The organism is Saccharibacillus endophyticus, from assembly GCF_013185185.1.
In the GTDB taxonomy this organism is placed as follows: Bacteria; Bacillota; Bacilli; order Paenibacillales; family Paenibacillaceae; genus Saccharibacillus; species Saccharibacillus endophyticus.
Map to the genome: position 1 here is coordinate 37,142 of NZ_JAAZWE010000003.1, position 14,283 is coordinate 51,424.

Here is a 14,283-nt window from a genome sequence, read left to right on the forward strand (position 1 = left end):
AGCTTCTCTTGATAAACCATATAGAGAATTTGAACAGCGCGTGTTTCGGCAGGGAGGGGAATTTGTTGTTTCAAATCGGCGGTAAAGTCTACGAAGTCATGATCAATCACAAAAACGGCTGGAATGCGGAAGCGTTCCGCGGCCGCTACAGCGAGATTCTGGAGCGTTACGATTATATCATCGGAGATTGGGGCTATAATCAGCTGCGGCTTAAGGGCATGTACCACGACGGGCAGTCCAAGATCGCGAAAGAATCCCAGTTCTCTTTTACGACCGACTATATTACGGAGCATTGCAACTTCGGCTGCGCCTACTTCGTTCTTCGCAAGGTGAAGGACATGAAGGACGTCAAAGACCCGGAGGAAGCGGCCCAGTACCAGGATCTCGGCGAGATCAAGGAGCCGGTTCGCGAATATCGCGTGACGAACAAGAACAAGGATAAAGACAAGGATGCGGCCAAGGACAAAAGCGAGCATCCGGCGGCGAAAGACCGCAAGGAACATCGCGGACGCGGCGGCGACCGGGATTCCAAACATCCGCGCGGCGAACGCGCGCAAGATGCGAACGACAACGACACCAAAGAAAAATCGCAGGGACACCCGGGCAAGAAACAATCCAACCGGGGCGAGCGTCCGAACCGCGACCATCAAAACCGCGAGCGCGATAAGGATAAGACAAAAGGTTCCGGCGGCGAACAGCATCCGCGCAACCGCAAGCGCGAAGATCGGGGCGGGGAACAACGGTCAGCCGCGGAGAACCGTTCGGGCTCGGAAAAAAGTTCGAACGGCGAAGGTCGCCCGAATGCGGAAAACCGTCCGAACGGAGAAAATCGTTCGGGACTGCGTCTGGGCGGCGGCGAGCGTTCGAATCGCGAACAAACCGCTTCGGCTCAACCTCAACGGGTTCAACCGACAGCGGCCGATCCGGCAGCGAATCAGCGCACGGAGTAACGTTGAATAACGGATGATACGAAATCGCACAGTGCCGCACAGGAAAAAATCCGTTTTGTATACACGGTAGATCGCGGCACGCTAGTGTAAAAAAACGCAAAAAAGCGGCTCCCAAAAGGGGCCGCTTCTTTACTTATCAAAAAATCCAACGTAACTGGAAGCGAGAAGGCGGAGAGAAAAATTCAGTGAAAGACGCCTTTGAACTTGGAAAACTTCCACTAAAAATTTCAATCGACTTTTCCAAGTGAGACAGCGAATTGTGAAGCATTTCGAAGAAATGCACTTCGGAAGCCTATGCTGGCAATTTTTCTCGCAGTCTTCTCGCTTCCCACGCACACCCTACCCCAAGAAAGCTTCCCGCACCCGATTCCAGAACGGAAACGGACGATAGCGGGCAAAGCTGATCTTTTGGCTCGATACGCGGCAGCGAACCGACACCAAATCATCAATAGTGAGATAACGGTGGTCCATCGTAAGAATCAGGCGCTGTTCCTTACGCGAATAAATGTCGCAATGATGATGCTTCGGGAGCACGAGAGGCGAGCCCAGCGTACGGAAGACCCGATTGTTGATCGAAGCGATCTCGGCAATCTGAAGCGCTTCGAGCGTCGGGTGCATGATCGCTCCGCCGAGGCCCCGGTTGTAGGCCGTGCTGCCCGACGGAGTCGAAACGCAGATGCCATCGCCTCGGAACATCTCGAACACTTCGTCGTTGATATCGATCTGCACCACCATAGTCGCTTCGGCGCCTTTGATAGCAAATTCGTTTAACACGGTATGGATGGAGGTGCCGGATTTGCGTTCGATCTCAAGCTCCAATAGTGGATACTTGACGATCTTCGGCCCTAGTCCGCCTTCGCCTGCACCCGACATGAATTCGATAAGTTTGGGCAGGTCTTCCGCTTTCCAGTCGGCGTAAAATCCGAGATGTCCGGTATGGACGCCGACGAACGCGATCTCCGGAATCCGGTCGATGAACGAATGGAACGCATGCAGCATAGTCCCGTCGCCGCCGATGGAAATCACGATCTCCGGCGACTCGGAATCCATCTCGAACCCTTTTTCGGCTGCGAGTTTATGAAATTGTTGGCTGAGGTCGATCGACAGTTGGTCGCCGCGGTCCAGTACATAATATTTCAACGATTGAACGCTCCTTTGCTCGGAGTTTTGCTTTACGGTCTGCATGGGCTAACGATGCCTTTTACCGTTCATTTTAACATGTCAGGCGCAACAGGGCGCACAAAACTTTTTTTTGTAAATTTTATCCTTGATCTTAGAGAAAGCGGTTGCAAAATGGCTTTATTTTTTGATGATCTATGATAGAATAAAAAAACCAAACTTTACTGCTTATCTCGGTCTTTTGACGGATGACATGTTTTCGATATCGACATTTGTCCTTACATTTCATACGGACGGAGTGGTCACATGAGTATCGTAACGGCTATTATGGTATGTGCTTTTGTCTACGTGATCCGCATTTCTCTCGACCATCCGGGGGAAGAGGAATGGAGCGGGTATTAAAGTCTCGGGTAGTCGAAGCCACCGTGGATTCCGGGGGACGGATGCACGGGCACGATTCAAGCGTCGGGCGCGGACCTGACGCTTTTTTGTTTTTCCGTTCAAACTGCGTATAAAGACGGGGCTGAAACGGCCGTTGGTTTGCTATAATATAAAGGTATACAAATTGCCACTACGAACAAAAAGGGGAAGCGGGTAATGAGCATGGATTCCGGACTGACCATCTATCAGCAGCTCGGCGAATCAGACGGGCTGCGCAGCATCATTGAGACTTTTTACGGGAACGTCGTGCGCGAGCCGCTTTTGGCTCCGTTGTTCCCTGAAGATATGGGACCCGTCATGGAAAAGCAGCAGCAGTTCCTGACGCAATTTTTCGGCGGCCCGCCGCTTTTTTCCGAGCAGCACGGCCATCCGATGATGCGGGCACGGCATATGCGTTTTCCGGTGACGAATGAGCGTGCGGATGCCTGGTTGGCCTGCATGAATGCGTCGCTGCAGGAAAACGGCGTAGAGGACGAGCTTCGCGAATTCGTTATTGCCCGATTGAAAGGTCCGGCTTATCATTTCGTCAATACCCCTTAATCGGGAGTATGAAGCGCGGTCTGCATCACTGTGACGACTCATTCCAAGCGAAAATGGTGCACGACCCCTGCTGTTTCTGCCGCTCCGTCTCATTTATGAACTTAGAAAGAAGGGCTTGCGATTATGGAAATCGATCCGCTGTTTCAAATTACGACCGCCTGCGTGTGCTGTGAACAGACGTTTCAAACGAGCCGCGTGCGGCCGAGTTTCAAACAGACGATCCGGCGCGATTCGGACTTTTGCGCGCATTATAAAAATGAAAATCCGGACTTCTACGTCGTTCGCGTTTGCCCGCATTGCGGTTTTGCTTTCACCGAAAACTCGGCTGCCAAGCTGACGCCCGATCAACGGAAGCTGTTCGAAGAAAAGGTCGGAGCGACGGCGAAAAAGAAAAATTATGAAGGCAAGCGCACGTTGGAAGCCGCTTTGGAGACGTACAAGCTGGCGTTGATCTGCGCTCAGGTGATCCAGGACAAAGAACGGATCATCGCGAGCCTGCTGCATCATATCGCCTGGCTGTATCGCTATGCAGGCAACGAGGAACAGGAGATGCGTTTTATCGGATTTGCGCGCGATTCGTATGTTCGGGTATACGAGACGGAAGCCGCGGGTCCGAACGACGCGCGATTGATGTTTCTGATCGGCGAGCTGTGCCGCAGGTTGGAAGAATTCAATGAGGCCGTACGCTGGTTCTCGCGCGTCATTCATGATCAGCGGATTATGGACGCAGGCATGATCCGGGCTTCGCGCGAGCAGTGGGCGACGCTGCGCGAGGATATGTTGGCGCGTAAAATGGAGCTGCCGTCGGAGATGCAGCAGTCTTAGGTGTTGGTTTGGGCGCGGGGTTTCGACGGGGAGACGCTGCGGGGCGGTGAGGCCTGCGATCGCTGTTGCCCCCTGGCTTCCTTTGATTGGAGTAGGAAGGTGGGAAGCCGGGGGACAAAGGCGATGTTCCGCTTCCGCTCCACGGTCTTCGGCTCTCACCGCCCCTCCGCTCTGCTGCATCGCGAACGGGGCTTCAAAGCTTAAGAGCAAGACTGCTGCCTCTCCTACTTATGGGGAGAAGGGCGGGAGGGCAAGGCCGGCATGAATGTTGCCGGCCTTTTTGTAGTTTGCGGCGGGGACGGGCGCCGTCTTGTTGGGCGGCTGCATCCGGGTGAACAATAAGGGGATAGGGATAGAGATAGAGATAGAGATAGAGATAGAGATAGGGAATTCGAAGGCAATTGGGGCAAGTGCAGGTGCAAGGGCAAGGGAAGTGAAAAGCAAGTACAGGTGCGGTCTTTGGGCGAATCATTTTGAGCGGGTTTGAACTTTAACGGATTGTAGTGCATCTAGAATAAAAAGTGGACACACCCTTAAGGGACCCGAGATAATAAGGGCAAAGAAAGAGGTGGGATCCGTGACCCAACAACGTCAACATTACAACGAAGAGTTCAAGAAGAAAGCCGTCAAGTATGTGCAGGAGCAAACGAAGACGCTGCCCGAGATCGCCGAGGAGATGCAGATTCCGGTGGGTACGCTCAAGAACTGGATGACGCAATACCGGTCGTTCGAGAATGAACCCGTCGTCACTGCAAATGCCGAAAAGCTCCGCGAAATGGAAGCCAAGCTTAAAGCTTCCGAGCGAGAAAAGAAAGACTTGGAAGAGGAGCTCGCCATCCTAAAAAAGGCGCTTCACATCTTCAGCAAAGAAAAGAACTGAGATTTGCGTTCATCGAAGCTCATCGCTCCGAGTTTCGAATCGAGAAGATGTGCACCGTCCTTCAAGTCGCCCGGAGCGGTTTTTACGCGTGGCGTTCTCGCCGACAAAGTGCGCAGAAGCAGCGTAAAGGTCAGGTGCAGCAGCAGATCATCGTTCTTTTCCACGACCACTGCTCGCGATACGGCAGTCCCAAAATGACGAAGTTGCTTCACCGTCGTGGCGTTCGAATTTCGAGCCGAACCGTGAGTCTCTACATGCGCGAGCTCGGACTTCGTTCGTGCGTCAGTCGCAAGTTTCGAGTCCAAACGACCGATTCTGCCCACCCCTCGCCCATTGTGCCGAATGTGCTAAACCAGAATTTTGTGGCGAACGCGCCTAACGAAAAATGGGTGGCCGACGTGACGTATATTCCTTGTCGACAAGGCCGGTTATATCTGGCGAGTGTCATGGATTTGTACACGCGCGAAATCGTAGGTTGGTGTTTGCGTGACCGCATGACCCAAGATCTCGTTGTGGAGGCGTTACAAATCGCTTACCAGGCGAAGAAACCGAAGCCCGGACTCCTCCACCACTCGGACCGAGGGTCGCAATATGCCTCCAAAACGTACCGCAAGCAGCTTGAACGCTACGAGATGACCGCCAGTATGAGTCGAAAAGGAAACTGTTATGACAACGCCGTTATTGAGGCCTTTCACAGTGTATTAAAGAAAGAATTGGTGTACGTGACTCGGTTCCAAACGCATGCCCAAGCTTACGACGAGCTATACACGTATCTCGAATTTTTCTACAACCGCAAACGAATGCACAGCGCGCTGGACTATCTTTCTCCGGCTCAGTTTGCGGCACGCTGGCGTCAACATTCGGCTTGAACCGGTCACTTAAAGAGCTGTCCATTTTCTTGACATAGGTACATGCGATCCGTTAGCGGTTTCTGGATTGAGCTTTCAGCTTTTATTTATTTTCTTTTATTCGTTGCTCTTTTACGAGTGGTTATTTTGCTCATTCTTCGAGACGTGCGCCTTTTATCTAGGCGCGCGTCTTTTTTTCTTTTTCGAAAAGCACTGCCAATAAAATAACTCGCATGAAAAGCCGTCAACTTTACAGAGAGTCTGTTTTTTCTCCCTTCCCCAAGTCCCCATAAGGACTTGCAGGAAAAGGCTTAGGGCGCAGGAGGAGTTCGTTAAGGTAAAGACTTTCGGAGAAAGTCACTTCGGAAGCATAAGTTACTTTGTAGTCGGGAAGCTTCCATGTATGTACAATCCGGCTTCCCGAATGCAACACGCGACCTGAAGCCTTTCGAAGAAAGGCACATCGTAAGCATAAGCTAAAGAACTCCCCCGGAGCCCGCCCCCACCTTTTCCCGCATGTGACTTATGTTGACGCATAACCTTCGCCGCTCTAAGATAGTGCTGTACATCATCAAAAGAGGCTTTTTCAGAATAAATCAGTAAGATACAGCAAGTTTTGTTGAAAATACAGGAAAAAATCAGCAAATAGCGAAACGGAGGATTTCAATGACAGGGATCGGAAGCGAAGACAAAGCGAAAGAGAAAGTGGTGTTTTCACGGGAATATCCGATTCATCTTTCGGATACGATCGGCGTGACGACGCAGTATCAGAGGCTGCATTCGCACGACGCGCTGGAAATCAACATGATCAAAGCGGGCACGGGCTACTACATCATCAACGGCGTCACCCACGATTTTCAGCCGGGAGATATTGTGCTGATCGACTCCGCCGCGCTGCATTGTGCCTATGAGCGTGAAGGATTGGTCATGCAGGTCATCACGTTCGACGCGGCTTGGTTTATCGGCAACCAGCGTTCCGACCCCGGTGTTCTAAGTCCTTTCAAAGAAATGGGCGTTTATTTTACGCACATCCTCGACCGCGATAACCCTCATCTGCCTGCGCTCCGCGAGCTGCTGTTAGCCATTCAAGAAGAACATGTGGCGGCGCGGCCTTCCTACGTTTCCGTCGTTTACGCGTACATGCTGCAATTTTTCGTACAGGTCAACCGCTATTTCCGTCAAGAGAACGTTCAGCAGCATACGGGGAGCGTGTCCCATGCCCAGCTTGAGAAGATGCGCTTGGTTATTCGGGAAATGGAGGATCGTTACGCGCATGCCTGGACGTTGGAAGAACTCGCGGCGCTGGCATATTTAAGCCCTTCGCGCTTCAGCGATATTTTCCGGCGCACGGTCGGCGTGTCGCCGCTCATGTATCTGATTCAGATCCGCTTGGAGCATGCTTACCAGCTGCTGGAAACGTCTGATCTGAAGATCGTGGATATCGCCATGGAATGCGGGTTCCGCACGTTGTCCAACTTCAATCGGCTGTTCAAAAGACACGTCGGAACCGAACCTCGGCATATTCGCAGCAAGGCTCATGTATGCGGCAGTAAGATAGTACCGGTTTATGATCGTTTTGGCGGAGTAGAAGGGCGCTCGCCTGAGTAAGATTGAGTCAGGAAAAGTAACTTGAAAGGTGACTCCTACTTACACCTTGCATGAAAATCGTACAAGAAGCGTATCGGAAAGGAGGTTCGCATGCAAAACACCACCCATCGCGTGTCGATTGAAAAAACCAAAGCCAAGCCGTCGCTGCTCAAGCGTTTCGGCAGGCAGTGGGATCTTCAACTGATGGTGCTGCCGCCGCTGCTGTTCATCTTCGTATTCAGCTATATTCCGATGTACGGGGTGCTGATGGCGTTTCAGGACTACAGCTTGTTCGAAGGCTTCGCAGGCAGTCCTTGGGTCGGCTTCAAGCACTTCGAGATGTTCTTCGGCGCACCGGAGTTCTGGACGGTTATTCGCAACACGGTCGTCATCAGTCTGCTGAAGCTGCTTATCGGGTTCCCGGCTCCGATCATTTTGGCGCTGCTGCTGAACGAAGTGAGGAACCGGGTGTTCAAAAAGGTCGTGCAAACGATCAGCTACCTGCCGCACTTCCTGTCGTGGGTCATCGTGTCGGGCTTCGTGATGTCGATGCTGTCCACGGAAAACGGGAGCGTCAACATGCTGCTGCAAAACCTGAATCTGATCAAAGAACCCATCAATTTCCTTTCCCTGCCGGAGTATTTCTGGACGATTCTCGTCACGACGGGCGTTTGGAAAGAAATCGGCTTCGCCTCCATCGTGTACCTCGCGGCGATCGCGGGCGTCGATCCGCATATGCACGAAGCTGCGGCGATGGACGGTGCGGGCAAGCTGCGCCAGATTTTTTCCATCACGCTGCCCGCGATCATGCCTGTCGTCATCGTGTTCCTGATTCTGGCGATCGGCAACCTGCTCAGCGCCGGATTCGAAGACATCCTGCTGCTCGGCTCCAACCCCGTGCTGCGCGACGTGGGCGACGTACTCGATACATACGTGTACCGAACCGGTATTCAAAACAACCGTTACTCGTACGCGACGGCGGCCGGATTGTTCAAGTCCCTGCTCGGCGTGCTGCTGCTGGTAGGCGCGAACTACGCGGCGCGTAAGTCGGGCAACAGCCTTTGGTAGATTATAAGCCTACGCAGCCTGCGCTCAGCCCAAAAGGAGGCCCAAACTCATGAAACAATCCGCAGGTGACCGCACGCTTCTCTTTATCGTTTACGCGCTCCTCGCGCTCATGGCTTTCTTCTCGTTTTACCCGTTCTGGAACGCGGCCGTGATCTCGTTCAACAACGGAACCGACACGATGCGCGGCGGCATCACGTTTTGGCCCCGGTCGTTCACGCTGGAAAATTACGCCGTGGTGTTCGAGGACAGCCGACTCATTAACGGATTCGTCATCTCGGTGCTGCGCACGGTGATCGGCACGCTGCTGTCGATCGGCGCGACCGCGATTTTCGCCTACGGCATGAGCAAGTCCGAATTGATCGGGCGAAAAGGGTACATGGTTTTTTGCATCATTACGATGTATTTCAGCGGCGGATTGATTCCGACGTTCCTGCTGATCCGTTCGCTCGACCTGTTCAACAGCTTTTGGGTCATGGTCATTCCGGGGCTCATCAGCGTATGGAACATGATCATTTTCCGAACCTTTTTCAAAGGCATTCCGGCAGGGCTCGAAGAATCGGCGAAAATCGACGGCTGCTCCAACTGGGGCGTGCTATTCCGGATCGTGCTTCCGCTGTCGGGTCCGGTTATCGCGACGCTGTCCCTTTTTACCGCGGTGTATCACTGGAATGACTGGTTTACGCCGAGCATCTACATCAGCAACGCCGATCTGCTTCCGATTCAGACCAAGCTTCAGCAGATCCTGAATTCCAATATCATGAGCGAGCAGATGGCCCAGATGGATTCGGCGGCTCAAGGACGGATGGGGCGGATGAAAGCCGTCACAACCAAGTCGCTCTCGATGGCCACCATGATGGTCGCGACGATTCCCATTTTATGCGTGTATCCTTTCCTGCAAAAATATTTCGTTAAAGGCGTGCTGGTCGGTTCACTTAAGGAATAGGCAAAGCGACGAAGGGGGCAAAGTGATGAAAAACGGGAAAAAAGCTTTCGGTTTCGGGTCGGCGCTGCTGGCGTTGACGTTGGCAATGACGGGGTGCACGGGCGGAGGCGGTTCGTCAACCGTGTCCGGCGAGGCCAAAGGAGGAGAAGGCGGCACGGCGGAAGCGGCGGGCAATGCTTACGTGCTGGGCGAGCAGCCGTTGGAGTTTTCCTTCTACGGCCACTACGACTGGTACACGATGCCGAACTGGGGCGAAGACAAAGCGTCGGAGTGGATCGAAGCCAACAAAAAGGTCAACGTCGTGCCGATCAGCTCGGGCGGCAACGCCAAGCAAAAGCTGAGCACGATGATCGTGTCGGGCGAACTGCCGGACGTGATCTGGACGGAGCGCGGAGCCGACGTGGAATCGCTGCGCAAAGCCGGGGCGCTCGTGCCGTTCGACGACTACTTGGACAAATATCCGAATCTGAAAAAGTGGGCCGGCCAGGAAACGATCGACATGCTGCGTTCCGAAGACGGCAAGCTGTATCAATTCCCGAACTGGTACACGACGCAGCCGAACGGCAACGCGGGCTATCTGGTGAATAAAAAAATCTACAACGACCTCGGCGCGCCTTCTCTCGAAACGACGGACGATCTGTACGATTATCTGGTGCAGGTCAAAGACAAGTACCCGGACGTCGTGCCGCTCGAAGTCGGACAATCCGCGGGCGGCGTGGATATCATGACGTCGGCTTTTGCGGAAAATCGTCCGTACCAGTACAGCTCGCTCAGCATGAAGGCGATTCCGTCGGGCGATACGCTGACCTCCGTGTTCACGGACGACGTGTTCCGCGAGACGCTGGTGTACGCCAACCGCCTGTACCGCGAAAAGCTGATGAGCCAGGACGCGTTTACCCAACCGCTGGAGCAGGTGGAGCAGAAGATCATTACCGGCAAAGCGGCGGTCTACGTGGCATCGAGCCCGACCGAATTCGGCGCGATCGGCAACTCTATTTTGAGCGAAGAAGATCCGGAAGCGGGCTATATCATGGTCTGGCCGGTGCATAAAGAAGGCTTGGACAAAAACAAGATTTTCCCGGGCACGTACAACCAGCTCGGCTGGAACGTCAGCGTGATCACCAAGTCGGCGAAAGACCCGGAAGCGATCTTCGCGTTTCTCGATTGGCTCACCGGGCCGGAAGGCCAGCGGATCAGCATGTGGGGACCGGAAGGGCTGTATTGGGACGGCGTCGACGAAGAGGAAGCGCCGAAGTTCACGGAGGCGTTCACGACCGATACCAAAGGACGCGACGAGCTGATGAACTCCACGGTCAATCTGCAATGGGTCGGCAATACCGTATACGTGGACAATTCCAAAATGAAGTTCGAATCGACGCTGCCGGAGGACAAAAAAAGCTGGGAAACCAAATGGCAGTCCGAGATCACGTGGAAAACGCAGTACGATACGACGGAATTCGTCAACTTGAACCCGGCCGGCGACAGCAGCGAAGGCATCATCGAGCAGAGCGTCGGAGAGATCTACGAAAAAGCCAAAGCGCAGGCCATTCTGAATGCGGGCAGCGAAGAGGAAGTGCTGGCGATTCTGGATCAAGCGGAAAAAGACGCCCAGCAGGTCGGTTACGCGCAGCTGCTGGAGTATAAAACGCAGAAGTGGAAAGAGAATCTTGAAAAGCTCGGACGGTAAAGAGTGCATAAAAATCGCGCGGCAAACGAATGAAAAGCACAAAATGCCGGGAATCATCGCGGGGCCGGTTGGGAGCAACCGGTTCCCGATCGGCCCTGTCCGGCATGGATGCTTTGACGATTCACCGCTGCGAATCGGAGAGGAGCAAGCTTTTGAACTATTATCTGGGCGTTGACGGCGGAGGAAGCAAAACGCTGGTCGTCCTTTGCGATGAGTCGGGCCGCATCGTGGGACGGGCAGCAAGCGGCTGCGGGAATCATCAGTTGGGCGTCGAGCTTGCGCAGCGCAATATTCGGGCAGCCGTAGACGAAGCTTTGCAGCAAGCGGGTATCGGCAAAGATCAGGTGGCGCGGTCGGTGTTCGGATTGGCGGGAGCGGATCGCGAAGCGGATTTTCGGATTCTGAGGCCGATGATCGCGGAGCTGGATATGGGCGACCACGAGATCGTGTGCGACACGGTCATCGGTCTTCGGGCCGGGACGAGGCAGGCTCACGGCGTCGTCGTGATCTGCGGATCGGGAACGAACTGCTACGGAATCAATCGGCAGGGGGAAGAACTTCAGGTAGGCGGATTCGGTTACGCGTTCGGCGATTTCGGCGGCGGTTCGGATTTGGCGGTCGAGGTGTTCCGCTCGGTCATTCGCGCCTGGGAGGGACGGGAAGCGTCCACGCTGCTGTCGGAACCTGCGCTGCGGATGCTGGCGATGGCTTCGGAAGAAGAAATGTTCCACCATTACCTGGATCACGAGCGGCGTATTCCGAGGGATCTGGCAAAGCTGCTGTTCGAAGTAGCCGAACGCGACGAGACGGCGCAAACGATCCTGGCCAGGCAGGGCAGAGAGCTGGGTAAGGCCGCCGGAGCGGTGATTCGCAAACTCCGGATGGAAAACGATGTGTTCGATCTCGTGATGGCCGGAAGCATTTTGACGCGCGGCGACAGCCGGTACATCCTGCCTCATCTGGATGCGCAGATTCGGGAGTTGGCCCCGGGGTGCGAACCGACGATTCTGACGTTGGAGCCGGTCGCGGGTGCTTTGTTCATGGCGATCGGTCGGGAGGACGGCGTGGACGAAGAGGTGTACGACCGGATCTATCATCAATTAAGCGTAAAGGCGGCGAGCGTATCATGAGCAAAAAGTTGAAAATCGCGGTCATCGGAGGCGGTTCCTCGTATACGCCCGAACTGATCGAAGGATTTATTTTAAACTATGCGACCTTCCCCGTGACGGAGATCGTGTTGGTCGATATCGAACCGGGACTTCGCAAGCTCAGCATCGTCGGTAAACTGGCCCAGCGCATGGTCGCGAAATCCGGCCTGCCGATCGAGGTCAAGCTGACGCTGGACCGGCGCTCGGCGTTGGCCGATGCCGATTTCGTTTCCACGCAGATGCGGGTCGGGATGCTTCAAGCGCGCGGCCGGGACGAGAGTATTCCGCTCAAATACGGCATGATCGGGCAGGAAACGACCGGGCCCGGCGGCATGATGAAAGCGCTGCGTACCATCCCCGTGCTGCTGGACGTGGCGCGTGACATGGAAGAACTGTGCCCCGACGCTTGGCTGCTCAACTTCACCAATCCCGCGGGCATGGTAACGGAAGCGATCAACAAGCATTCGCGCATCAAAACGATCGGTTTGTGCAATTCCCCGATCGCCGCGTACAAATGGTTGTCGAAACTGTACGACGTACCGGCCGAGCGCATTTATTGCGAGTTCGCGGGACTTAACCATCTGCATTACATCAGCCGGATCGAGATCGACGGGCAATCGAAGCTGGAAGAATTGCTGGACAACCGGGACGGTTACTCCGCGAAAAACGTCCCGCAGTACGAGTGGAACGGCGCGCTGCTGCGCACGTTGAAGTCCGTCCCGTCGTATTACCTGAAATATTTCTACCTGCACCGCGAGCTTCTGGCCGAGCAGCAGGAGGCCGCGGCGAAAGGCGAGACCCGGGCGGAAACCGTACAGCGATTGGAAGACGAATTGTTCGAACTGTACGAAGACGTCAACTTGGCCGAAAAGCCGAAGCAGCTCGAACAGCGCGGCGGCGCTTACTACTCCGAAGCGGCCGTGAAGCTGATGAATTCCCTCTACAACGACAAAGGCGATATCCAGACGCTGAACATCGCCAACAACGGCAACCTCGACTTCCTGCCCGACGACGCCTGCATCGAAGTGAATTGCAAAGTATTGAAGACCGGCCCCGTGCCGATTCCGGTACAGATCGTTCCGGAAGCCGCCAAAGGCTTGATCCATGCGGTAAAAACGTACGAGCAGCTCGCGATTCAGGCAGCCGTAACCGGAAGCCGGGAGCTTGCGCTGACCGCGTTGGCACATCATCCGTTGGTGCCTTCGGTAAACGACGCGGAAAAGATGCTGGACGAGATGCTGGAGCGGAACAAGGATTACTTGGCACGATTTTTCCCGAACGAGGTAGCCTTGAGCTAACAAGTAGAGAAGCGGAAACGAACAAAAACATTTTCCGTTTACTAAGGTTTGTCGCATGGCCTTTTCGTCAACGTAGCAATGTTTACATGCAACAACTTACCGACTTGCTTTGGTTTACGTTTCCCGCCCTATCCCGATTTCCCAATTGTTAAAAACAAAAAAGACCTTCGAAGCGGAAACGGCTTCGAAGGTCTTTGCTTTTTCCTCTTAAACCCAAAAACACGGGCGTTAAGCCTCGTGTTTGCTCGCCCTTGAAAGTGCAACGCAGCTGGGAGGGAGAAGGCGGAGAGAGAAATTCAGTGAAAAACGCCTTTGAACCCGGAAAAATTCCTCTTTATATTCAATCAACTTTTCCGGGTGAGACAGCGTTTTAAAGCATTTCGAAGAAATGCACTTCGGAAGCTTATGCTGACAATTTCTCTCGGAGCCTTCTCCCTCCCCCGCTCCAAACTTTCAACCCGGGCGAAAGCAAAACGGTCACTTCACAACCGTGTCCGTCATCAAATAATCGTCATCGCAGTCCAGCACCGTCAACCGCCCGTGACAGCAAGGAAATACCGTCAGCCGTTTTTTCCCCGTTTGAATATCCGGAATCTCCGACGGTTTGATCGGCAGCAGAACGTTCTCCGCGCCACAAAACGGACACTTCGGAACGGTCAAATCGCCCATCATGCGGTCGTACGGCAGTGCTTTTTCAAAAGGAATCATCGATTACTTATTCCCTTCGGTATCGTCTTCAGGCTTGGCATTTGCCGCTTCGGCCGCTTCCTTTTTCGCCAGCTCGGCCATTCGTTGCATCAGGATATTTTGCGGCATATGCATCAAATGTTCGATCGGAACATTCAATTGTTTGGAAAGCTTGATCGCCGTGTCCGGCGAGATTTGCAGAGGTCTCATTTCTTGTTCCCTCCCGTGTTAGATTTGGCTTCATGAGACGTTTTCGCTATAG

14 protein-coding genes are annotated in these 14,283 nt (G+C 54.0%); 11 read left to right on the top strand and 3 right to left on the bottom strand.

Annotated elements, in window-relative coordinates; translation table 11 throughout:
* Positions 1–62: 62 nt before the first annotated feature.
* Positions 63–950, top strand: coding sequence for a YutD family protein (locus HRQ63_RS11495; RefSeq protein ID WP_244966296.1), 888 nt, complete (start codon positions 63–65; stop codon positions 948–950).
* A 339-nt stretch (positions 951–1,289) separates the two neighbouring features.
* Here HRQ63_RS11495 and HRQ63_RS11500 read toward each other — a convergent pair whose 3' ends face one another.
* On the bottom strand, positions 1,290–2,090 hold the full coding sequence (locus tag HRQ63_RS11500) for an NAD kinase (RefSeq protein WP_037291271.1): 801 nt from the start codon (positions 2,088–2,090) through the stop codon (positions 1,290–1,292).
* A 582-nt stretch (positions 2,091–2,672) separates the two neighbouring features.
* On the opposite strand from HRQ63_RS11500, the gene HRQ63_RS11505 reads away from it, so the two are divergent.
* The 10 genes from HRQ63_RS11505 to HRQ63_RS11545 all read left to right on the top strand — a co-directional run bounded on the left by HRQ63_RS11505 (position 2,673) and on the right by HRQ63_RS11545 (position 13,334).
* Positions 2,673–3,050, top strand: coding sequence for a globin domain-containing protein (locus HRQ63_RS11505; RefSeq protein WP_172245014.1), 378 nt, complete (start codon positions 2,673–2,675; stop codon positions 3,048–3,050).
* Positions 3,051–3,173: 123 nt separating this feature from the next.
* Positions 3,174–3,875: a DUF2225 domain-containing protein gene (locus HRQ63_RS11510; protein ID WP_172243614.1), complete on the top strand. Its 702-nt coding sequence runs from the start codon at positions 3,174–3,176 to the stop codon at positions 3,873–3,875.
* Between the two features lie 577 nt (positions 3,876–4,452).
* Positions 4,453–4,755: a transposase gene (locus HRQ63_RS25730; protein ID WP_229714165.1), complete on the top strand. Its 303-nt coding sequence runs from the start codon at positions 4,453–4,455 to the stop codon at positions 4,753–4,755.
* Positions 4,756–4,766: 11 nt separating this feature from the next.
* Positions 4,767–5,624, top strand: coding sequence for an IS3 family transposase (locus HRQ63_RS11515; protein WP_229714189.1), 858 nt, complete (start codon positions 4,767–4,769; stop codon positions 5,622–5,624).
* Positions 5,625–6,269: 645 nt separating this feature from the next.
* Positions 6,270–7,211, top strand: a complete 942-nt coding sequence (locus HRQ63_RS11520) for an AraC family transcriptional regulator (protein ID WP_172243616.1) — start codon at positions 6,270–6,272, stop codon at positions 7,209–7,211.
* A 90-nt stretch (positions 7,212–7,301) separates the two neighbouring features.
* Positions 7,302–8,258 carry an ABC transporter permease gene (locus HRQ63_RS11525; protein ID WP_172243618.1) on the top strand — a complete coding sequence of 319 codons (957 nt, stop codon included), beginning with the start codon at positions 7,302–7,304 and terminating at the stop codon, positions 8,256–8,258.
* Positions 8,259–8,307: 49 nt separating this feature from the next.
* Complete coding sequence (locus HRQ63_RS11530; RefSeq protein ID WP_172243620.1) at positions 8,308–9,201, top strand: carbohydrate ABC transporter permease; 894 nt, start codon at positions 8,308–8,310, stop codon at positions 9,199–9,201.
* 25 nt (positions 9,202–9,226) lie between these two features.
* Entirely contained in the window at positions 9,227–10,888 is a 1,662-nt protein-coding gene (locus tag HRQ63_RS11535; RefSeq protein WP_172243622.1) for an extracellular solute-binding protein, read from the top strand.
* 152 nt (positions 10,889–11,040) lie between these two features.
* Positions 11,041–12,018 (top strand): N-acetylglucosamine kinase, encoded by a 978-nt coding sequence (locus HRQ63_RS11540; RefSeq protein ID WP_172243624.1) that lies wholly within the window; start codon positions 11,041–11,043, stop codon positions 12,016–12,018.
* Complete coding sequence (locus HRQ63_RS11545; RefSeq protein WP_172243626.1) at positions 12,015–13,334, top strand: 6-phospho-beta-glucosidase; 1,320 nt, start codon at positions 12,015–12,017, stop codon at positions 13,332–13,334. The genes HRQ63_RS11540 and HRQ63_RS11545 overlap by 4 nt, the downstream gene beginning before the upstream one ends.
* A 477-nt stretch (positions 13,335–13,811) precedes the next feature.
* Here HRQ63_RS11545 and HRQ63_RS11550 read toward each other — a convergent pair whose 3' ends face one another.
* Together HRQ63_RS11550 and HRQ63_RS11555 are read right to left on the bottom strand one after the other, a co-directional pair.
* On the bottom strand, positions 13,812–14,042 hold the full coding sequence (locus HRQ63_RS11550; RefSeq protein ID WP_037291250.1) for a hypothetical protein: 231 nt from the start codon (positions 14,040–14,042) through the stop codon (positions 13,812–13,814).
* A 3-nt stretch (positions 14,043–14,045) separates the two neighbouring features.
* Positions 14,046–14,231: a YycC family protein gene (locus HRQ63_RS11555; protein ID WP_037291248.1), complete on the bottom strand. Its 186-nt coding sequence runs from the start codon at positions 14,229–14,231 to the stop codon at positions 14,046–14,048.
* Positions 14,232–14,283 lie beyond the last annotated feature (52 nt).

Coding starts and splice junctions, on each gene's coding strand:
- HRQ63_RS11505 (WP_172245014.1), top strand. CDS start 2,673: ATGGATTCCGGACTGACCATCTATCAGCAGCTCGGCGAATCAGACGGG.
- HRQ63_RS11510 (WP_172243614.1), top strand. CDS start 3,174: ATGGAAATCGATCCGCTGTTTCAAATTACGACCGCCTGCGTGTGCTGT.
- HRQ63_RS11520 (WP_172243616.1), top strand. CDS start 6,270: ATGACAGGGATCGGAAGCGAAGACAAAGCGAAAGAGAAAGTGGTGTTT.
- HRQ63_RS11525 (WP_172243618.1), top strand. CDS start 7,302: ATGCAAAACACCACCCATCGCGTGTCGATTGAAAAAACCAAAGCCAAG.
- HRQ63_RS11530 (WP_172243620.1), top strand. CDS start 8,308: ATGAAACAATCCGCAGGTGACCGCACGCTTCTCTTTATCGTTTACGCG.
- HRQ63_RS11535 (WP_172243622.1), top strand. CDS start 9,227: ATGAAAAACGGGAAAAAAGCTTTCGGTTTCGGGTCGGCGCTGCTGGCG.
- HRQ63_RS11545 (WP_172243626.1), top strand. CDS start 12,015: ATGAGCAAAAAGTTGAAAATCGCGGTCATCGGAGGCGGTTCCTCGTAT.
- HRQ63_RS11550 (WP_037291250.1), bottom strand. CDS start 14,042: ATGATTCCTTTTGAAAAAGCACTGCCGTACGACCGCATGATGGGCGAT.
- HRQ63_RS11555 (WP_037291248.1), bottom strand. CDS start 14,231: ATGAGACCTCTGCAAATCTCGCCGGACACGGCGATCAAGCTTTCCAAA.